We start from the raw sequence: 19420 nt of genomic DNA on the forward strand, positions 1-19420 counted from the left end.
GTTTACCCGATCAAAGTTCGCGTTGCGTGTCGGAAAATGGCGGGAACTTGTCAAGGAGCGCGGCGACGATCTTGCCGAAACCGATGCCCAGAGACGATTTCACCATCAACACGTCGCCCGGTGCGACCGAGTTCAATACATAATCCGTCAGTTCGCCGGTGTTCTCGCGATATTCGACATGGACGCTTTCCGGCAATGATTCCTTGAGCGCAGCCATCTCTGCGCCTGCGAGCCAGACATGTTCGATGCCGGCCGCAAGCAGCGGCACGGCAAGATCGGTATGAACCTTCTGCGCATACTCGCCCATTTCAAGCATGTCGCCGAGCACGGCGATGCGGCGTCCGCGGCTGGTCGGCTCGGAGGCCGCCAGCAGCGCGATCGCCGCGCGCATCGAAGCCGGATTGGCATTGTAGCTTTCGTCGATCAGCGTAAAGCTGCCACTGCCGCTGCCCATCGAAAGCCGGTGGCGCTTGCCCCTGCCCTTTTCCGGCTTCAGCGTCGCCAGTGCAGCGATCGCCTTTTCCATATCGGCGCCGACGATCCTGACGACCCCGAGCGCTGCGAGCGCATTTTCGGCGATATGGCGGCCGGGCGCGCCGATCGCGACCTCCAGCGTCTCGCCGCCGATCGTCAGCCACAGCGTCGAATTCTCGTCCGCGCCGTTGAATTCCGCCAGCCGGAATTCGGCCTTGGCATGCTGGCCGAAGGAATGGATATGCTCGATACCGAGCGACTGCGCCGTGCGGTCGAGGAAATTGAACTGGTCGTTGTCGCGGTTGAGCACGACATGGCCGCCCGGCTCAAGCCCCTCGAAGATCTCCGCTTTGGCGGCCGCGATCTCCTTGATGTTCTTGAAATTGCCGAGATGGGCCGGCGCGATCGTCGTGATGATGGCGACATCGGGACGGATCATCTCAACCAGCGGCCGGATCTCGCCCGGATGGTTCATTCCGACTTCGAAGACACCGTAATCCGTGTCGTCAGGCATGCGCGCCAGCGTCAGCGGTACGCCCCAATGATTGTTGAAGGAGGCGACGGAGGCATGCACCTTGCCGGAGGGCGACAGCACATGCCGCAGCATTTCCTTGGTGGTCGTCTTTCCCACGGAGCCCGTCACCGCGATGATCCGGGCCTTGGAGCGCTCGCGCGAGGCAAGGCCGAGCCGGCCGAGTGCGGCGAGCACATCCTCCACGACGATCATCGGCACCGTCAGGCGGCCCATGGCGGGAAGCCTCGCCTCACTGACGACGAGAAGCGAGGCGCCGTTCGCCACCGCCATCGATGCGTAGTCGTGACCGTCGACACGGTCGCCCTTGATCGCGAAGAAGGCTTCGCCTGGAGCAATCGAGCGGCTGTCGATGGAAATGCCGGTGATGCCTTCGGGCAGAGTGCCGAAGGGGCGCCCCGCCATTGCTGCGATCATATCTTCGGTCGTCCAGAGCCAGCTCAAGATTGCAGTTCCTCCAAGGCCTTGCGCACCTCCGCATGATCGGAGAACGGCAGGGTCACGCTGCCGATCGTCTGCCCTTCTTCATGCCCCTTGCCGGCGACGATCAGCGTATCGCCGGATCGCAACATACCAACCGCCTGACGGATCGCGGTGGCGCGATCGGCGATTTCCGCGGCGCTAGGTGCCGCCGCCATGATCTCCGCCCGGATCGAGGCCGGCTCCTCCGAGCGCGGATTATCGTCGGTGACGATGACGACGTCGGCAAGCCGGCAGGCGATTTCGCCCATGATCGGCCGTTTGCCGCGATCACGGTCGCCGCCGCAGCCGAAGACGACGACGACGCGGCCGGTGGTGAAGGGCCGGACCGAGCCCAGCACGTTTTCCAGCGCGTCAGGCTTATGGGCATAGTCGACATAGGCGAGCGCGCCGTCTTTCGTATGGCCGACCAGTTCGAGACGGCCGGACGCGCCGACCAGCTTCTCGAGTGCGGCCATCGCAACTTTCGGCTCGACGCCGGTCGACATGGCAAGACCTGCCGCGACCAGTGCGTTGGCGACCTGGAAATCGCCGGCCAGCGGAATGTCCACTTCGAAGATTTCGCCACCAATATGGATCTCGGCGGTCTGCTTGTGGCGGAAGTGCTCGACACGTTTCAAGGCGAGGTAATCGCCCTTGCGCCCGACGGTGCGCACATTATGACCGGCATCGGCCGCGGCCTTGATCGCCTGCGCCGACCAGGGATCGTCGGCAAAGATGACCGCCGGCGCACCCTTCGGCAACAGCACCTCGAACAGCCGCATCTTGGCGGCCATATAGGACTCGACCGTCGGGTGATAATCCATGTGGTCGCGGCCGAGATTGGTGAAGGCGGCAGCGGCAAGCTTGACGCCGTCGAGCCGGCTTTGGTCGAGGCCATGGCTGGAAGCCTCCATCGCCGCATGCGTGACACCTTCGCCGGCAAGTTCGGCGAGCAGCTTGTGCAGCGACACCGGATCGGGCGTCGTCAGCGAACCATATTCGTTACGCGTCGGCGAGACGACACCTGTTGTGCCGATCATCGCCGCCGCATGCCCAGCATGAGCCCAGATCTGCCGCGTGAAAGAAGCAACCGAGGTCTTGCCCGCGGTGCCGGTGACGGCGACCATGGTCTCGGGCTGTCTGCCGAAGAAACGCGAAGCGGCGATCGAAAGGAACCGGCGCGGCTCCTTGACCGCAAGCACAGGGATGGAGGCATCAACAGGCTGGGAGGCGATCGCGACGGCTGCACCTCGGCCGGCCGCATCGGCGATGAAGCCCGCGCCATCTGCCTTGGTGCCGGCGACTGCGACGAAGGCATTGCCCGGCGTCACGTGGCGGCTGTCCGATGACAGGCCTGAAATATCAAGCAGGCCTGCCGGGCCTTCGAGCTGTGCTTCAATTTCCGGAAACTGATCTCCGGCCAGGTCTCGCAATTTCATCGAATGCACTTTTCTCTCTTGAAGCCGGTCCACCCCTCGCGAATCGGCGTCGATATTCATTCACACTCAATAAGACACCAGCAAGGCCGATCCGCCCTCCCCGAATTTCGGCTCGATGCCGAGAATGGGAGCCGCGCGGCTGATGATCTCGCGGGCGATCGGGCCTGCGGTGCCGGCAGAGATCGTTCCGCCATATTGCTTCTCGCCGGTTTTCGGCTCGTCGCAGAAGGTGATCACGGCATATCTTGGATCGTTGATCGGGAATGCGGCAATGAAGGAATTGAAGTTCAGAGTCGCCGAATAACGGCCGTTCACCACCTTGTCGGCCGTACCGGTCTTGCTGCCGACGGCAAAGCCCGGCACGCGGGCGACGCGGCCCGATCCCTTGTAGCCGTTGAAATCGAGCAGGTAGCGGATCTCGTCGCTGGTCGTCTTCTTGATGACCTGCGTGGCGATCTCGTCGGCCTGTTCGCGGCTGCGCGGCAGGAATGTCGGTTCGATCAGCTTGCCGCCGTTGACGAGAGCGGCAGCCGCCACCCCTGTCTGCAGCGCCGTCGTCGAGACGCCATGGCCGAAGGAAATCGTAATCGAATTGATCTTCTTCCAGACCCGCGGCTGGCTCGGCATCTTCACCTCGGGCAGTTCGGTCTGCATCTTGGTCAGCAGACCGAACTTGGTCAGATAGTCCTTCTGCGCGTCGATGCCGACGATGTCGATGACACGCGCCGTGCCGATATTCGACGAATACTGGAAAATCTCAGGCACGGTCAGCCAGCGGCGCTGCCCGTGGAAATCGTGGATGGTGAAGCCGCCGATATAGATCGATTTGCTGGCATCGAATGTGTCGGTCATCTTCACCTTGCCGGTGTCGAGCGCCATCGCCAGCGAAAAGGTCTTGAAGGTCGATCCCATTTCGAAGGTGCCGTTGGTCATCCGGTTGAGCCAACCCTCCTTGGCCCCTTCCTGCGGATCGTTCGGATCGAAATCCGGCGCTGAGGCCATGGCCAGCACTTCCCCGGTATGCACATCGATGACGGCGGCACCGGCGCCCTTGGACTGGAAGTTGTTGACGGCGTTGACGACCGCGTCCCGGACGATGTTCTGCACGCGCAGGTCGATCGAAAGCCGCACCGGCTCGAGCGGCTGGTCGCTGGTCATGCCGACCGAGGCGAGGTCGGCAAGACCCTGGTCGTCGATATATTTCTCCATGCCGGCGACGCCGCGGTTGTCGATGTTGACGTAACCGAGGATATGTGCGGCAGTCGAGCCGCCCGGATAGAAGCGGCGCTTCTCCGGCCGGAAGCCGATGCCGGGAATGCCGAGCGCCAGGATCTGGCTCTGCTGCTTCGGCGTCAGTTGCCGGCGCAGCCAGGCGAAGTGCGAGGTTTTGACCGAGAGCTTCTTATAGGTATCCCGAACATCGAGCTCGGGCAGAACAGTCGCAAGCTTCTCGACCGCCTCGTCGGCATCGACGATCTTGTTGGGCTCGGCAAACAGCGAGACGGTGCGAATATCGGTCGCCAGCACTTCGCCGTTGCGGTCGAGAATGTCGGGGCGCGAGGCCATCAGCCGATCGGGCGGCAGGATGCTGGAGACGACCTCCTGATCCTTCATCGCATATTCGACGAGACGACCGCCGATAATGACGTAGACACCCATGAAGCCGAGGATCAGCAAGCCGACACGGCTCTTTGCCTGCCCCGATTTCTTCTTGCGGGATCCCTCGATCGCCAGGCCGGCGGGCGACGGACCGCCGAACCGGTTATAGACACCGGCGGAAAAATGCGCCTGGCTCTTCAACACCATGATGCGGGAAAGAAACGACATTATTCCACCGACCCCGTTTCGATCTCGTCTGCTTCATCCTCCTCCGCGGCGCGCGGCGCGGGTTTTGGAACGGGCTGCGCTTTCGTCGTGACGGTCACGCCGGCTAGGGCTGCGCCTTTAGCGCCGGCCTCGGTCGCGCTCTTGGCGCTGGCCTTGGCCTCGGTCACGTCGGGCACCGGAACCTCGGATTTCAGCATCGGCAATTCCTTGGCATGCACCAGCGCCGTCGATTGCGTCGGCTGCAGTTGCAACTCGTCATCATAGGCCTTGACCAGCCGCTCCAGACGGTTCGGCTGCGATTGCAGCGCCCAGTCGGCCTTGAGAAGGTCGATCGTGTCCTCCTCGAGCTTGATCTCGGCTTCGAGGCGATGAACCTCCTCGAGCTTCAATTCGGCGCGATGCTTGATCGTGTAGGTGACGGCGGCGGTGGCCGTCATAACGCCGATGAGCACGAGATCGAACGTTTTCAGCATATCAACCTCCAAGCTTTCCGAGACTGGCGAGATTGGGAAACCCGAAGAGCGACATATCCGCGGCTTCAGCGGCGGCCTCCGTCCTCAGGCCGGCACGCAGCTTGGCGGAGCGGGCACGCGGGTTTGCCTCCGCCTCCGCCTCGCTTGCCGAAACCATCGGCTTGCCGATCGCCGCGAAGGTTGCCGCCCGTTCATGCGCGACCGGCAGATGGCGCGACCCCGACGCCTTGCCGGCGCGGTCGGAGAAGAATTTCTTGACGATGCGGTCTTCGAGCGAATGAAAAGTGACGACGACCAGCCGGCCGCCCGGCTTCAGCGCCGCTTCTGCCGCAAACAGCGCCTGCGCGAGTTCGCCGAGCTCGTCATTGACGAAGATGCGCAAGGCCTGGAAGACGCGTGTCGCCGGATGGATCTTGTCCTTCATCTTGCGCGGGGTGACCAGCTCGATGAGACCGGCAAGATCGCGTGTCGTCTCGAACGGCTTTTCCTCGCGGCGCTTCTCGATCGCATGCGCGATGCGCGGCGCCTGGCTTTCCTCGCCGAGGAAATGGAAGATGCGGATGAGATCGGCGACCTTGGCACGATTGACGACATCGGCCGCCGAAACGCCTGCGGCCGACATGCGCATGTCGAGCGGCCCGTTCTTCTGGAAGGAGAAACCGCGCTCAGCCTCATCGATCTGCATGGAGGAAACGCCGATATCGAGAACGACGCCATCGAGCCCGCCTTGCGGCGCATGATCAGCAAGATGCGAGAATTGCGAATGAACGAGCTTGAGACGGCCACCATGGGCGGCAACCATTGCCTGGCCGGATGCAATCGCCGTCGGATCGCGATCGAGCGCGATCACCTCGGCGCCGGCGGCAAGAATGGCGGAGCTATAACCACCCGCACCGAAGGTACCGTCGAGGATAAGCTTGCCGGGCGCGGGCGCCAGCGCCGAAAGCACTTCATCAAGAAGAACAGGAATGTGACGAACCGGTCCGCCACCGGCATCAGTTGAACCTCCGCCAGGATTCGCCACCATTCCGTTCCCTCGTTCTTTCAGGAACGCTTGCCCGCCAGCTTGCGCTCCCCTCGTGCCTGCGCCTGCGCAGCCACAAAAGCCTGCGGCTGCCAGAGCTGAAAATGATCCGCCCGACCGACGAAAGTCACTTCGTCCGAGATGCCGGTAAAGCCGCGAATGAAATCCGTGACCATCAGCCGCCCCTCGGCGTCGAGCTTCATGAAGACCCCGCCCCCGTGAATGAGAAGCGACATCTCGTTCGCATCCGGCGAAAACGGATCCTCCGCAGCAATCTGCCGTTCGAATCTTTCGAGAAGATCCGGACCGCCGACGCTGATCGCCGGAAACACAAAGTCCTGGAAGCAATAGAGCTCCTGAACATTGCGCTGCGCCAGCACGGAACGGAACGCCGAAGGCACGGAAACCCTGCCCTTGGCATCGATCCTGTTGGTCGCGTTCGAAAGGAAGCGGCTCATCACACGAAACATCCGTTCCCGCAGGGATCCGGACCAAAAGACGCCCGAAACTCCCGATATCAGGCACAGCGTCGCAAGCCGGATGAGCGAAAACCCCTCCGACGCTTCCGGAGAGGAAGACGCCTTTGCTTTGCGATGAATGGGCAGGTGATTGCCCTGGTGCAGTGCGCATTTGGGATAGCATGGGACCATATGGGCGTCAATGGGATACGCCCATTTTGCAATAGACGCATGATCAAAAATTTATAAGCCGTTAAGTTTAACAAAGGGTTAGGATCGCCCTCCCGCGATGGCGCGCAACGCTGCTTTTGGAAAAAGAATTTTCAACAGGCGGATTGCATGAGCATCCACTTGAAAACTTTCGATTTCAGCGGCTTAGCGGGAAGTGATTCCTGACATCGGGGCTTGATCACGCCACAAAAGTTAATCGCCAGTTGGCCTGTAAGCCGGGTTCTGTATGGCCCCGGCGTGAACCGGAACGTGGCAGCCATTCCTCTGGGACAGCGTTCGCACGCTGCCTCGCGCAACCCACCCGGATGACTGGCCTGGAAACCGGCCGGAAGGCCTTTCGGCCTGCCACGTCATCCCTATTCGGTCTTGCTCCCGGTGGGGTTTACCGTGCCATTTCCGTTGCCGGAGATGCGGTGGGCTCTTACCCCACCCTTTCACCCTTACCTGTCATGACAGGCGGTTTGCTTTCTGTGGCACTTTCCCTGAGGTCGCCCTCGCCGGACGTTATCCGGCACCGTGTTTCCGTGGAGCCCGGACTTTCCTCACCCTACCGCCTTTCGGCATTGGTAAAGCGCGGCTGCCCAGCCAACTGGCAGGGCTCCCATAAACGAGAGAGACGGCAATTGCCACCTAAATCAAAATTTATTTAGCGAAATTGCGGTGTGAAATCCGTGGAGTAGCCCTGTTCGCTGATTTTGCCTGATAAAAGCAGCTCGGCCCCAAGCCGGCCGATTTCGTCCGAGCTCTTGGCAGAGGTGCCGGCGCAGCCCGTCAGCACCGCGATTTCCGGCGATGAGGTATAGCCGATCATCGGATGGCCGCTTTCCGTCTGCGACACGACGCAGGCCGCCGTCGAAATCGACAGCGGCGCCATGTCGGGCACGAGCCCTTCGACGATACGTTTGAGATAGGCGCGCACGGTCTCGCGCCCCTCGGTTTTGAACCACGCGCGCATCGCTGCCTCGTCGCCGAGCGCCAGATCGTCGGGGTCGCCGCCGATCTTCAGGTAGAATTTGCCGTCGGGATAACGGATCGGCGGCAGCAGGTAGATATGGATGCCGGGCACATCGAGAATGAGCGACGGCATGGTCGCAAGACGCTCCGCCTCGATCTCGCTCACCTCGAAAAGCGTGACCGTCCGGCCATAAACCGTCATAGCAACCGGACGCGGCAACAGATTCTCCGCAATGGAAAATCCGCCCGCTGCCAGCAGCACCTTCTCGCCGCGATAGCTCCGGCCGCCGGCAGTCTCGACGACAGCCGATCCGCCCACGCTGCGGATCGAGACGGCATGGTCGCGAATGACGGCGGCACCGGCCTTTTCCGCCAGCAGCGACTGTGCCTTGACCAGCTTGCGCGGACTGATATGCCCGGCCCCTCTCGCCTCGAAGACCCCGGCGGCGCCATCGGGAAAGGCGAAGAAAGGAAAGGCGGCCTTCAGCCCGGCCTCACCGAGAAGGCTGGTCTCGACGCCAAGCGAGACGGCCGCCTGCCGGGTCCTCTGGAGATAATCGCTTCCATCAGGCGCGACGACGACGCAGCCGACCTCGCGATAGAAGTCGATGCCGCTGTCGCGGGAAATCTCGCGGTAACGGCCGATCGCGCGGTTGGCGAGCAGCGCCCAGTTGCGGTCGGGGTCGATGGTGCGGGTAATGCGCCCCTCGTCGTAATGGCTGGCGAAGACGCCCTGATGCGCCTTGCGATCATCAGGCTCGTCCGGGCCGATCACCGCCACACCATCCACTTGTCGCGCCAGATGCCGCGCCGCCGCAGCCCCCATCAGCCCGCGGCCGACGACGATATATTTGAAATCGACTGCCATGATGCTCCCTTTCAGGCAAAGACCGGCGTCAGCTCGCCGCCGAAATCCTTGTCGCCGAGCGCCCCTTCGGCCAGAAGCACGGCGCCCAATCGCCCGAGTTCGTCGGAAGATTTGGCCGCGACGAAATTGCCGCCGGTAAGCACCGCGATGCGCGGCGACTGGGTAAATCCGGCGTAGGGATAACCGGTCGGCGTGAAATTTGCCACGCAAGGCCCCGAGGTGACCGGGCAGCCGGCAAGCGCTGGCATCAACTTGAGGGCGACGCGCGCGAGATGCTCGCGCTCGGCCACGCAGCCATCGGAACGGAACCACGCGCCGACATCCTCCAGCGCTCTGAAAGACAGCATCTCGGTGTCGCCGCCGAGTTTCAGATAGGTCTTGCCGTCGGGATAACGCACCGGCGGCAGGATATAGATGTGATCCTCCTCCCGGTCGCCGAGCACGATCGTCGACGGCATATCGCCGAAGATCGCCATCTCGCGCGCGCCGATCTCGTAGAAGACGACCGTGCGCGCCATCACCCTGGTATCGACGGGACGCGGCAGCAGGGCATTGAAATTGCTGAAACCGCCGGCAGCGACCAGCACGCGCTCGGCACTGTAGCTTCTGCCACCGGCCGTCACTTCGACATGGGAACCGGCGTCGCGCACGGATGTGGCGACTGCTTCGATCAGCGAGACGCCACCCTGTTCGGCAAGCCTCGCCTGCGCCCGCACCAGCGCCCGCGGGTTGATGTGCCCGGCGCGCTTGCGCTCGAAATATCCGGTGAAATCTGGATCGGCGGCAAGATAGGGAAAACGTTGGCCAAGGTCCGACGGCGCGATGGTCTCGATATTGCTGCAGAGCGTCCGGCTGACGGTTAGCGCCCGGTTGATATAGTCCTGCTCATCCCTTGGCGTCGGACCGGCAAACAGGCAGCCGACCTCCGAATAGAAGGAAATGCCGCTCCTTGCCTCGATTTCGCGGTAGCGGTCGAGCGCACGGGCGGCGAAACTTCCCCAGGCCAGATTGCCGTCGAAAGTGCGGGTGATGCGCGCCTCGTCGTAATGGCTGGCGAATATCCCGTGATGGGCCTTGCGTTGCTCCGGCTCGCGCGGGCCGATCAGCGCGATGCCGTCGGCCATCGAGGCGAGATGCCGTGCAGCAGCTGCCCCCATCATGCCGCGCCCGATGATGATGAACCTGAAATCGATTGCCATACCTAACCTCGCATCGAGGTGGCCTAACCTCGTCTCGAGGTGGCTCACCTCGATTCAGGTGGGGATATCACGGCAAGCGTCCTGATTCATATCGCAAAAATGCCGGGAGAATTTTCGCCCGACGCGTCTGGCGAAGCTCAGTCGAGCATCGCCAGGACCTTGCCGCAATAGGTCTTCGACACCGGGTTCATGCGCGTGGCGGCATGGCCGGCATTGTATTTCAGGATGGTGTTGCAGGTCTGCCCGCCGCCGAGCTGATGGGCGGCTGCCAGATATTTCATCCCGTATTTGATGTTGGTTTCCGGATCGAACAGGCCCTTCTTCGTGCCGGAATACCCCATCATCCGCGCCGTCGCGGGCTTGATCTGCATCAGGCCGATTTCGCCGGCACTGCCGCGTGCCTTCGGATTGAAATTGCTCTCGACACGCACGACGGCCTGAGCGAGCGCCACCGGTACGTCGTATTCGGCAGCATATTTATTGATCAGCGCGGCATAGGGAACGCTGGCGGAAAAATCGGGCATGGCATAGCCGCTCTGGCGATCGACGGTTTTCAGCGGGATGGTTTCGGCCCTGGCACCCCAGTCATCACCAGCCAAGGCAAAACTATTTCCCGCCAGCAGCATACCAACGCATGCCGCAGCACCAACAATCATATTCTTCATGTAGTCTAATCACTCCGACCCATAGAATTGCAGGACTGCGCGCCTCGCCGTCATCCGGTCATACGCGATCAAGAACTGATCGTGTTCCGCAGCAATTCTTATCGTTTCATTTGGCGCCCGTGGTTACACTTTAAAAAGCCGTGAGCGCTGTTCAGCGGGCGTTCTTAGACCATCGCAATGAGGAGATAATAGGGAAATGATGTGGCGAGGTAGTTTTCTCGACGGCCGCGAGAAAACCACCTGATGTCGGGGCTCTTCCGCTCAGGAATAACGCGGCAGCGCCGATAGAAGCCGGTGCAGCGTGTCGATCGTCGAGAAATCGGCGATGCCGTCCACCCGTTCGGGCCGGAAATGACGCTGGAAAGCCTCCACGTCACCTGCCGTCTTTTCGGAAAATTGCCCTGTGATTTCAGTGCCGTAACCATAGAGAGACAGCATCGACTGCAGTGCCTCGACAGGCTGGCCGGCATCACCCCGCTGGAAGAAGCGCCCGCCGGTGATCGTTGCCGGCTCGACCCAGTGCCCGATGCCCGCCCTGTAGAGTTCGGCCCAGGGGAATTTCTCACCCGGATCGACCTTGCGAATCGGAGCGACATCGGAGTGCCCAAGGACCCGCTCCGGCGTGATCGACCAACGTTTGACACAGTCGCGACACAATTCGATCACCGCGGCGATCTGCTCTTTTGGGTAATCGGGAAGCCCGCCGGGATGGCCGGCATTGGCGATCTCGATGCCGATCGACAGCGAATTGATATCCGTCTCGCCGTGCCAGCTGCTCTTTCCCGCGTGCCAGGCCCGCCGCACCTCCGGCACCAGCTGCACCACCTCGCCGTTCTCATGCACGAAATAATGGCTGGAAACCTGGCTCTCGGCGCGACAGAGCCAGTCGAGCGCGCCATCCGCCGTCGGCATGCCGGTATAGTGCAGCAGGATCATGTCAGGACGGCGCCCGCCCGCGCGCTCGCCATGGTTCGGCGAAGGCTGCACGCGGGCGCTCCCGCAGTCGGCCTCGAAAGAGGTCATGCGGCGCGGCGTTCCTTCTCGATCGCCGCATAGGCCGCGTTCAGCGCCGCCATGCGCTCATTGGCGATGACGTGGAACTCCTTCGGCACGCCGCGCGAGATCAGCCGGTCGGGGTGATGTTCGCTGACGAGGCCGTGATAGCGGCGGCGGATGGTCGGGAAATCGTCCGAGGGCAACACACCGAGCACCTTGTAGGGATCGCCGCCTGTGGAGACGTGACGGGCGGCGATCTGCTCGAAGCGCGTCTCGCTCATCTGGAAGATCTCGCCGATATGGCTGAGGAAATTCAGTTCTTTCTCGTGGATCAGCCCATCGGCCTTGGCGATATGGAAGAGACCGTCGAGCACGTCTTCCAGCACCGTGCAATTGGCCGCACAGGTCACGCAGAGCGTCGAAAGCCTTTCGGCATAGGCTTCGTAGCCGGCCACGTCCTGACGTGCGAGGTTGTAAAGCCTGGCGACGTTCTTCGCCTGATCCTGCGGAAATTCGAAGATTTCGCGGAAGGCGTCGACCTCCTTCTCGCTGACGATGCCGTCGGCCTTGGCCATCTTGGCCGACAGCGCGATGATCGCCACGGAGAAAGCCACCTTGCGCCGGGTCTCGGGATCGCCTTCGAAAACCGTTCGGATAGCCTCGACCACCGCAGACAGCGCATTGCCCGCGGTATTGCCAATGGCATTCAACAGTTTTTCCCAGAAGGACATCGAAATCTCTCGCACGCTTGTCAACTTATATACAAACAGCTTGACCAAAGAATCGTAGCCTTTGCAAGGCGACTATTGGTCGTAGGGCCGAACACAGTTTTCACGATTTGGTAATTGTCGCACCGCAGCAAAGCGTCCTCCTGCGCCGGGCGCCTGCGCTTCGGAGCGCGCTCGCCGGTAATTTCCACAAGAGTTCTCGACAGCCAGAACGGGCTTGAAACGATTATATCAGCTCTTCTGGTCGCCACGCCGCAGAAAGGCGCGTTTTCGTAAATTCTTTACTTTACAGGCTCCTTTCCCTGCCGCATCCATGCGCTCATGCATGTCGCCTGGAAATGTGCAGCGGGTCCGGGATGACGACATGCGTGAAAACAATGAGGTAAGCGCGTCGCTTGAATCGAATTCAGTGCAACGCCGATAGCTGACGCCGCCGCACCGAAACGCCATAGGAGGGATCATGGCCAAGCAGAAAGTCGCAATGCTGACCGCCGGAGGCCTGGCCCCCTGTCTTTCCTCCGCCGTCGGCGGCCTCATCGAACGCTACAGCGACATTGCTCCCGACATCGATATCGTCGCCTACAAGTCCGGCTATCAGGGCGTATTGCTCGGCGACAGCATCGAGATCACCCGCGAGATGCGCGAAAAGGCGCCGCTGCTGCATCGTTATGGCGGCTCGCCGATCGGCAACAGCCGCGTCAAGCTCACCAATGCCGCCGATTGCGTCAAGCGCGGCCTGGTTAAGGAAGGCGATAACCCGCTGCGGGTGGCCGCCGAACGTCTCGCCAATGACGGTATCACCATTCTCCACACGATCGGCGGCGACGACACCAACACCACGGCCGCCGATCTTGCCGCCTATCTCGCCGCCAACGGTTACAATCTGACCGTCGTCGGCCTGCCGAAGACTGTTGACAACGACGTGGTGCCGATCCGCCAGTCGCTCGGCGCCTGGACGGCGGCCGAAGTCGGCGCGCATTTCTTCGACAATGTCGGCAACGAACAGACGGCCGCCCCCCGCACCCTCGTCATCCACGAGGTCATGGGCCGCCATTGCGGCTGGCTGACGGCCGCCACCGCCCGCGCCTATCTCCAGCGCACCAGCCGCAACCAGTATGTCGACGGCCTGATGATGGACGCGCATCTGAAGAGCATCGACGCCGTCTATCTGCCTGAGATGGCTTTCGACCTCGACGCCGAGGCCGCCCGCCTGAAGGAAAGCATGGACCGCAACGGCCACGCCACGGTCTTCGTCTCCGAAGGCGCCTGCCTCGACGCCATCGTCGCGGAGCGCGAAGCCGCCGGAGAGACGGTCAAGCGCGACGCCTTCGGCCATGTGAAGATCGACACGATCAATGTCGGCGCCTGGTTCCAGAAGCAGTTCGCCAGCCTGTTGAACGCCGAACGTTCGCTCGTGCAGAAATCGGGCTACTTCGCCCGCTCGGCGCCGGCCAACGGCGACGACCTCCGGCTGATCCAGAGCATGGTCGATCTCGCCGTCGAAAGCGCGCTCAACAAAGTCTCCGGCGTCACCGGCCACGATGAAGCGCAAAACGGTAAATTGCGCACTATAGAATTCCCGCGCATCAAGGGCGGCAAGGCTTTTGACCTGTCGACGGCATGGTTTGCCGAAGTCATGGACAATATAGGCCAGAAATACAAAGAAGCGTGATTGACGGATGGTTAATATGATGTCTTTGCTTGTTCCTGAGGAATAGGAGGAGACACCATGTCATTCGAAGCTTGGCTCGCTTTTGCGGCCGCATCCGCCATCATGCTGGCCATACCGGGACCAACGATACTGCTCGTTGTCTCCTATGCGCTCGGTCATGGACGCAGGACTGCGTTTGCGACGGTGAGCGGCGTGGCGCTTGGTGACTTCACCGCGATGACGGCGTCTCTCTTCGGTCTCGGCGCCGTCCTCGCCGCCTCCGCCACCCTTTTCACGGTCCTGAAGTGGATCGGCGGCGCCTACCTGATCTGGCTGGGAATCAAGCTCTGGCGGGCTCCTGTCATCGGCGAACCGGTCGCCGACAACGACAACCTGCCGGAGGAGAAATCGCTCAAGATCTTCCTCCACGCCTATGTCGTCACCGCCCTCAATCCGAAGAGCATCATCTTCTTCGTCGCCTTCGTGCCGCAGTTCCTCAACCCGGCCCTGCCCTTCGTCGGCCAGATGGCGATCATGGAAGCGACCTTCCTCGTACTGGCGATCCTCAACGCTTCGACTTACGCATTTCTCGCCCATACCGCGCGCGGACTGATTCGCAAGGCGAGCGTCCAGCGCGCTGTAAACCGCACCGGCGGCACCCTATTGATCGCCGCAGGCGCCGTAACCGCGGGGTATCGCCGTATTGCAGCTTAGAAATAATCCGTGGTTGCCGGAATGCCACGAATAGGTTAATGGGGTCGTCGGATTTAAGCTTTTTAGTAACTTTTATAACGCTGCCGGGGCGGCGCGATTTCACGAAAGTGACGGAATGGTAGCGATCGGATTGTCCGGGCTGAAACGCAGTCTTGTCGTTTCTACGGTGCTCTGCTGCGGCGTGATGACCGGGTGCGCGAGCGTCGAATACACCTCCCAGGCCGAACTGACCGCTGCCCAGACCGTGGTGCCGATGCCGAAACCCGGTGAAGACGCCACGCTTGCCGCAATCCCGACAGCCGAAGGCACGGCCGGTCAGGCGGTCGCCGGCGCCATTCTTCCCCAGGCATCCCCGGCCCTGACCGCGACGGCGATGCCGACCGTGACAGCATCTCAGCCTACCGATCTCACCATGCAGCCGGCGGCCTATGCGCAAATCCCGCTGACACCCGAGATGACGGCGATCCAGTCCGTGGTGCCGACGCCGCGTCCGGGAGCCCCGGCACAGCCGGCGACCCAGCTTGCCTTTGCCGCGACACCGCAGAACGGCGCGCTTGCGGCACTTGCCGCAGTCGATACGACGCCGCGTGCCAGCATGGATTACGGTTTCGATGAATCCGGGCCGATCGATCCGCCGACGGCGCCGCCGATGTTCAGCGACGACGACAAGGACGATGCGCCGACCGTCGAAAAAAGCTTCGTCACCAAGCTCATTCAGAAATATTCGAAGCTCTACGAAATTCCCGAGACGCTGCTCCACCGCATCGTCCATCGCGAGAGCCGCTACAACGCCAAGGCCTACAACAAGCGCGGCTATTTCGGCCTCATGCAGATCAAGTACAACACGGCCAAATCCATGGGGTATGACGGCGCCCCGGGCGGTCTCTTCGATGCCGAGACCAACATCAAATACGCCGCGAAATATCTGCGCGGCGCCTGGCTCGTTTCCGACAGCAAGGAAGACGATGCCGTGCGCCTCTATGCGCGCGGCTATTATTACGACGCCAAGCGCAAGGGCATGACCGACATCGCCCAGGGCAATTACTGATACAACCAAGACCGATAATGGACGAACGGCATCACGAGCCTATGGCTGCGGCTGGCTCTGCCGTGGCGACCCGGCCTGCTGTTGCGGCGATCCCGCTTGTGGCAAGGCCGCCAGGACCGCCTTGAGAAGCGTCTGCGGCTGATAGCCGAGCCAGCTCGGCGTCAGGCCGAGCCGGATTACGACCAGATCGGCGGACGGTACAATCGCCATGCTCTGCCCGTCATGCCCCGTCAGCCAGAACGTATCCTCCGGCAGCCCGAATTTTGCATTTGAACCGCCGGGCGCAAGCCAGGCCTGGCCCTGCGTATAGCGGCCGTTCGACGCCGTCGTCGGGGTGCGCATGGCGCCGACGAAACCCTCCGGCAGCAGCCGCTGGCCGTTCCAGACGCCGTCCTGCAGCAGGAACTGCCCGAAGCGCGCCCAGTCATGCGCTGTTGCATAGAGATAGGAGCTTCCGGCAAACGTGCCGCGCGCATCGAGCTCGAAGACGGCGCTCGTCATGCCGAGCGGCGAAAACAGCGCGTCGTCAGGATAGGAAAAGGCCGTCTGGGCATTGCCGACCCTGTCCATCCAGATGCGTGACAAGAGCACCGCCGTGCCGCTCGAATAGCGGAACCGTTTGCCCGGCTCCGCCTCCATCGGCGCGTTGGCCGGCAGCGATACCATATCGGGATCGAGATAGAGCATGCGCGTCACATCGGCGACAGCGCCATAATCCTCGTTGAAGGCAAGGCCGCTCTCCATGCCAAGCAGGTCGGAGACTTTGATCCTGGCGCGCCCGTCGTTCTTCCATTGCGCCAGCAGATTGTCATCGTCGAAGGAGATCTTGCCGTCGAGCATCAGCCGGCCGACAATCGCAGCATTCACCGTCTTCGTCATCGACCAGCCGATCAGCGGCGTCTTCGTCGAGAAGCCGGGACCATAGGCCTCAGTGACGATGCGGCCATTGCGCACCACGACGATCGCCCGCATGGCCGGGCCGGCAACTCTCTCATCGGCCAGTAGCGCAGCGATCTTCCCGTCCGGCAGATCGCCGGCACTGTCACCCTCCGGCCACAGCGCCTCGTTCACCTCCGCCTTACCAGGCGCATCGAAAGGCACTGCATTCGCCGCCGCTTCGAAATTGCCGTCCGGCACGCTCGTGCAGCCGAAAGCGCCGCGATAGAGAGCATAACTCGGCGCAAACAGCCCCATGAAGCGCGCCGTCACGCGATCGCTGTCGCGGTCGACGCTGACGCGCATCAGCCGGAGCAGCGGATTTCCGGGCGCCTGGACATCGTCTTCGAGCACCTCCTCGGCCTCCCGGCCTGATATGAAGACGTTGGAGCAGACGATCTTGGCGGCATAGCCGTCGCCGACACGCAGCAGTTCCGGCGGCTGGACGAAGAGCCAGCCGGCGACGGCGATGACGACGAGCACGACAAGGAGAGCAAGCGCCTTCAGGATACGCAGGACAAATCGCATGGCATTCCTCCATGCCGGGAGAGAAGCAGGAATCGCACGCGCCGGAAAGAGGCCGCAGCCAAGAAGAGCTGCCCTCGCGATCACTTTACCAGGAGGCGATCCTCCCGGCGAACGGCGCCCCACAGCCCACGTCATCAAACTGTAGCAGTGGCGCGCTAAACGCCCTGAACGCTAAAAAGGTGACAGACTCATGTCAGAATTTGCACCGGATGCCGGCTTCCGCAAGAACCGGAAACTCAAGGACGCCCTTCTCCGCCACAAGGCTTTTTCGAAGGACGGTTTTTCCGAGCGTCTCTTCGGCCTTCTGTTCTCCGGCCTCGTCTATCCGCAGATCTGGGAGGATCCGGATCTCGACATGCAGGCGATGGAACTGAAGCCGAACCACCGCATCGTCACCATCGGCTCCGGCGGCTGCAACATGCTCGCCTATCTCTCCAAGGCGCCGGCCTCGATCGACGTCGTCGATCTCAACCCGCACCATATCGCGCTGAACCGTCTCAAGCTTTCCGCCTTCAAGTATCTGCCGGATCATGCCGATCTCGTCCGCTTCCTGGCGATGCCGAACGAGAAGTCGAACAGCCGCGCCTACGACCGGCATCTCGCCGCCAAGCTCGACGAGGCGACGCGCAGCTATTGGAACGGCCGCAAGTTCGGCCGTCGCCGCGTCACCGTCTTCGACCGCAACATCTACGAAACCGGTCTGCTCGGCCGTTTCATCGGCGCGGCCCATCTTCTTGCCCGCCTGCATGGCGTCAAGCTGCGCGAGATGACCAAGACCCGCTCGATCCGCGAGCAGCGCCAGTTCTTCGAAGAGCAGATCGCGCCGCTGTTCGAAAAGCCGGTGGTGCGCTGGATCACCGGCCGCAAGAGCTCGCTCTTCGGCCTCGGCATTCCGCCGCAGCAATATGACGAGCTCGCAAGCCTTGCAGCCGATCATTCGATCGCACCGGTGCTGAAGCACCGCCTGGAAAAGCTCGCCTGTCATTTCCCGATGCGCGACAATTATTTCGCCTGGCAGGCCTTCGGCCGCCGCTACGGCACTGAAGAGGAAGGCCCACTGCCGACCTATCTGAAGTCGGAGCACTACGAGGTGATCCGCGCCAATGTCGACCGCGTCAACGTCCACCATGCAAGCTTCACCGAGCTTCTGGCCCGCGAGCCGGCCGCCTCGCGCGACCGCTACATCCTGCTCGACGCGCAGGACTGGATGACGGATGAGCAACTGAACGACGTCTGGCGGGAAATCACCCGCACGGCGCGCGAAGGCGCCCGGGTGATCTTCCGCACCGCCGCCGAAAAGAGCATCATCGAAGGCCGTCTGTCTCCCTCGATCCGCGACCAGTGGGATTACTTCGAGGAGAAGTCGCGCGAGCTGACGGCGCTTGATCGCTCGGCGATCTACGGCGGCTTCCACATTTACGGGAAGAAGGCGTGAGCAAGGTCGGCACCGAGACGGCAGGAAAGAGCGGCGAGCATGCCAGCCTGATGGATGGCATGTACCGGTACCAGCGCCATATCTACGATCTGACGCGCAAATATTACCTTCTCGGCCGCGACAGCACGATCCGCAATCTCGACGTGCCCGAGGGCGGCACCTTGCTCGAAGTCGGCTGCGGCACCGGCCGCAACATGGCCTTTGCCCATCGGCATTTCCCGACGGCCAAGCTGTTCGGCCTCGACATTTCCCAGGAAATGCTGATTTCGGCGCGCAGGACCTTCGCCACCAAGGCGACGATCCCGGAATTCCGCGTCGCCGACGCCACCGCCTTCACGCCGCGCGAATTCGGCGTCAGCGGCTTCGACCGTATCCTGATCTCCTATGCCCTGTCGATGATCCCGGACTGGGAGCGCGCCGTCGATGCGTCGATCGCCGCACTCAACCCCGGCGGCCAACTGCACATCGTCGATTTCGGCCAGCAGGAAGGCCTGCCGGGCTGGTTCCGCCGCATGCTGCAGTCATGGCTCGCAAAATTCCACGTCACTCCGCGCTCCGATCTGCGCGAGGTCCTGGAAGCGCAAGCCCATGAAAACAACGCGAGATTGTTATTCGATACCGTCGGCGGCGGTTATGCCTGGCGGGCGGCCATTATCAGCAAGCGCTCATAATTCGCTTGAAACTAACCGATTTTTTACGTTGATATGATGAAAAGAGGGTTATCCTCTGCCGACTCGTCTTTTTCGAAGGTCAGGCTGTGGGGCAAAAAGATCATTCG

At 62.0% G+C, this 19420-nt stretch carries 17 protein-coding genes and 1 other RNA gene; 5 read left to right on the plus strand and 13 right to left on the minus strand.

The annotated features are described in order from the left end of the window. Positions 1–10 precede the first annotated feature (10 nt). The 12 genes from BBJ66_RS13910 to BBJ66_RS13965 form a co-directional block, all read right to left on the minus strand. Positions 11–1450 (minus strand): UDP-N-acetylmuramoylalanyl-D-glutamyl-2,6-diaminopimelate--D-alanyl-D-alanine ligase, encoded by a 1440-nt coding sequence (locus BBJ66_RS13910; protein WP_071087717.1) that lies wholly within the window; start codon positions 1448–1450, stop codon positions 11–13. Further along, positions 1447–2967 (minus strand): UDP-N-acetylmuramoyl-L-alanyl-D-glutamate--2,6-diaminopimelate ligase, encoded by a 1521-nt coding sequence (locus BBJ66_RS13915; RefSeq protein WP_190238000.1) that lies wholly within the window; start codon positions 2965–2967, stop codon positions 1447–1449. Before BBJ66_RS13915 ends, BBJ66_RS13910 begins: the two co-directional genes overlap by 4 nt. 6 nt (positions 2968–2973) lie before the next feature. Then, positions 2974–4734, minus strand: a complete 1761-nt coding sequence (locus BBJ66_RS13920) for a peptidoglycan D,D-transpeptidase FtsI family protein (protein ID WP_049733644.1) — start codon at positions 4732–4734, stop codon at positions 2974–2976. Further along, complete coding sequence (gene ftsL / locus BBJ66_RS13925) at positions 4734–5207, minus strand: cell division protein FtsL (protein WP_071087719.1); 474 nt, start codon at positions 5205–5207, stop codon at positions 4734–4736. The genes BBJ66_RS13920 and ftsL overlap by 1 nt, the downstream gene beginning before the upstream one ends. 1 nt (position 5208) lies before the next feature. Beyond that, positions 5209–6234 (minus strand): 16S rRNA (cytosine(1402)-N(4))-methyltransferase RsmH, encoded by a 1026-nt coding sequence (rsmH, locus tag BBJ66_RS13930; RefSeq protein WP_071087720.1) that lies wholly within the window; start codon positions 6232–6234, stop codon positions 5209–5211. Positions 6235–6251: 17 nt separating this feature from the next. Next, complete coding sequence (gene mraZ / locus BBJ66_RS13935) at positions 6252–6689, minus strand: division/cell wall cluster transcriptional repressor MraZ (protein ID WP_024320776.1); 438 nt, start codon at positions 6687–6689, stop codon at positions 6252–6254. A 426-nt stretch (positions 6690–7115) separates the two neighbouring features. After that, positions 7116–7513, minus strand: an RNA gene (gene rnpB / locus BBJ66_RS13940) — RNase P RNA component class A. A gap of 53 nt (positions 7514–7566) precedes the next feature. Continuing rightward, positions 7567–8742 carry an NAD(P)/FAD-dependent oxidoreductase gene (locus BBJ66_RS13945; RefSeq protein ID WP_071087722.1) on the minus strand — a complete coding sequence of 392 codons (1176 nt, stop codon included), beginning with the start codon at positions 8740–8742 and terminating at the stop codon, positions 7567–7569. A gap of 11 nt (positions 8743–8753) precedes the next feature. Beyond that, positions 8754–9941: an NAD(P)/FAD-dependent oxidoreductase gene (locus BBJ66_RS13950; protein WP_049733649.1), complete on the minus strand. Its 1188-nt coding sequence runs from the start codon at positions 9939–9941 to the stop codon at positions 8754–8756. A gap of 137 nt (positions 9942–10078) precedes the next feature. Then, positions 10079–10606, minus strand: a complete 528-nt coding sequence (locus BBJ66_RS13955) for a lytic transglycosylase domain-containing protein (protein WP_054182679.1) — start codon at positions 10604–10606, stop codon at positions 10079–10081. Between the two features lie 261 nt (positions 10607–10867). Further along, on the minus strand, positions 10868–11629 hold the full coding sequence (locus BBJ66_RS13960; RefSeq protein WP_049733651.1) for an N-acetylmuramoyl-L-alanine amidase: 762 nt from the start codon (positions 11627–11629) through the stop codon (positions 10868–10870). Then, positions 11626–12333, minus strand: coding sequence for a J domain-containing protein (locus BBJ66_RS13965; protein ID WP_049733652.1), 708 nt, complete (start codon positions 12331–12333; stop codon positions 11626–11628). The genes BBJ66_RS13960 and BBJ66_RS13965 overlap by 4 nt, the downstream gene beginning before the upstream one ends. Positions 12334–12790: 457 nt before the next feature. Between BBJ66_RS13965 and BBJ66_RS13970 the strand changes: the two genes are divergently transcribed. The 3 genes from BBJ66_RS13970 to BBJ66_RS13980 all read left to right on the plus strand — a co-directional run bounded on the left by BBJ66_RS13970 (position 12791) and on the right by BBJ66_RS13980 (position 15743). After that, positions 12791–14002, plus strand: a complete 1212-nt coding sequence (locus BBJ66_RS13970) for a pyrophosphate--fructose-6-phosphate 1-phosphotransferase (protein ID WP_049733653.1) — start codon at positions 12791–12793, stop codon at positions 14000–14002. 57 nt (positions 14003–14059) lie between these two features. Beyond that, entirely contained in the window at positions 14060–14695 is a 636-nt protein-coding gene (locus BBJ66_RS13975; RefSeq protein ID WP_049733654.1) for a LysE family translocator, read from the plus strand. Between the two features lie 115 nt (positions 14696–14810). After that, the gene (locus tag BBJ66_RS13980) at positions 14811–15743 is read left to right on the plus strand and encodes a lytic transglycosylase domain-containing protein (protein WP_071087724.1); all 933 of its coding nucleotides are present in this window, start codon (positions 14811–14813) and stop codon (positions 15741–15743) included. Positions 15744–15782: 39 nt separating this feature from the next. On the opposite strand, the gene BBJ66_RS13985 is transcribed toward BBJ66_RS13980, so the two are convergent. Beyond that, positions 15783–17207: a serine hydrolase domain-containing protein gene (locus BBJ66_RS13985; protein ID WP_071087726.1), complete on the minus strand. Its 1425-nt coding sequence runs from the start codon at positions 17205–17207 to the stop codon at positions 15783–15785. Positions 17208–17397: 190 nt separating this feature from the next. On the opposite strand from BBJ66_RS13985, the gene BBJ66_RS13990 reads away from it, so the two are divergent. Together BBJ66_RS13990 and BBJ66_RS13995 are read left to right on the plus strand one after the other, a co-directional pair. Continuing rightward, positions 17398–18642, plus strand: a complete 1245-nt coding sequence (locus tag BBJ66_RS13990; RefSeq protein ID WP_071087728.1) for a DUF3419 family protein — start codon at positions 17398–17400, stop codon at positions 18640–18642. Further along, positions 18639–19313 carry a class I SAM-dependent methyltransferase gene (locus BBJ66_RS13995; RefSeq protein ID WP_054182675.1) on the plus strand — a complete coding sequence of 225 codons (675 nt, stop codon included), beginning with the start codon at positions 18639–18641 and terminating at the stop codon, positions 19311–19313. The genes BBJ66_RS13990 and BBJ66_RS13995 overlap by 4 nt, the downstream gene beginning before the upstream one ends. Positions 19314–19420: the final 107 nt, after the last annotated feature.

The organism is Rhizobium sp. RSm-3, assembly GCF_001854685.1.
Classification (GTDB): Bacteria; Pseudomonadota; Alphaproteobacteria; order Rhizobiales; family Rhizobiaceae; genus Rhizobium; species Rhizobium ecuadorense.

Excerpts from the sequence above, each read along its gene's own strand:
- BBJ66_RS13915 (WP_190238000.1), bottom strand. The coding sequence starts at position 2,967 with ATGAATATCGACGCCGATTCGCGAGGGGTGGACCGGCTTCAAGAGAGA.
- BBJ66_RS13920 (WP_049733644.1), bottom strand. The coding sequence starts at position 4,734 with ATGTCGTTTCTTTCCCGCATCATGGTGTTGAAGAGCCAGGCGCATTTT.
- ftsL (WP_071087719.1), bottom strand. The coding sequence starts at position 5,207 with ATGCTGAAAACGTTCGATCTCGTGCTCATCGGCGTTATGACGGCCACC.
- rsmH (WP_071087720.1), bottom strand. The coding sequence starts at position 6,234 with ATGGTGGCGAATCCTGGCGGAGGTTCAACTGATGCCGGTGGCGGACCG.
- mraZ (WP_024320776.1), bottom strand. The coding sequence starts at position 6,689 with ATGAGCCGCTTCCTTTCGAACGCGACCAACAGGATCGATGCCAAGGGC.
- BBJ66_RS13945 (WP_071087722.1), bottom strand. The coding sequence starts at position 8,742 with ATGGCAGTCGATTTCAAATATATCGTCGTCGGCCGCGGGCTGATGGGG.
- BBJ66_RS13950 (WP_049733649.1), bottom strand. The coding sequence starts at position 9,941 with ATGGCAATCGATTTCAGGTTCATCATCATCGGGCGCGGCATGATGGGG.
- BBJ66_RS13955 (WP_054182679.1), bottom strand. The coding sequence starts at position 10,606 with ATGAAGAATATGATTGTTGGTGCTGCGGCATGCGTTGGTATGCTGCTG.
- BBJ66_RS13960 (WP_049733651.1), bottom strand. The coding sequence starts at position 11,629 with ATGACCTCTTTCGAGGCCGACTGCGGGAGCGCCCGCGTGCAGCCTTCG.
- BBJ66_RS13965 (WP_049733652.1), bottom strand. The coding sequence starts at position 12,333 with ATGTCCTTCTGGGAAAAACTGTTGAATGCCATTGGCAATACCGCGGGC.
- BBJ66_RS13970 (WP_049733653.1), top strand. The coding sequence starts at position 12,791 with ATGGCCAAGCAGAAAGTCGCAATGCTGACCGCCGGAGGCCTGGCCCCC.
- BBJ66_RS13975 (WP_049733654.1), top strand. The coding sequence starts at position 14,060 with ATGTCATTCGAAGCTTGGCTCGCTTTTGCGGCCGCATCCGCCATCATG.
- BBJ66_RS13980 (WP_071087724.1), top strand. The coding sequence starts at position 14,811 with ATGGTAGCGATCGGATTGTCCGGGCTGAAACGCAGTCTTGTCGTTTCT.
- BBJ66_RS13985 (WP_071087726.1), bottom strand. The coding sequence starts at position 17,207 with ATGCGATTTGTCCTGCGTATCCTGAAGGCGCTTGCTCTCCTTGTCGTG.
- BBJ66_RS13990 (WP_071087728.1), top strand. The coding sequence starts at position 17,398 with ATGTCAGAATTTGCACCGGATGCCGGCTTCCGCAAGAACCGGAAACTC.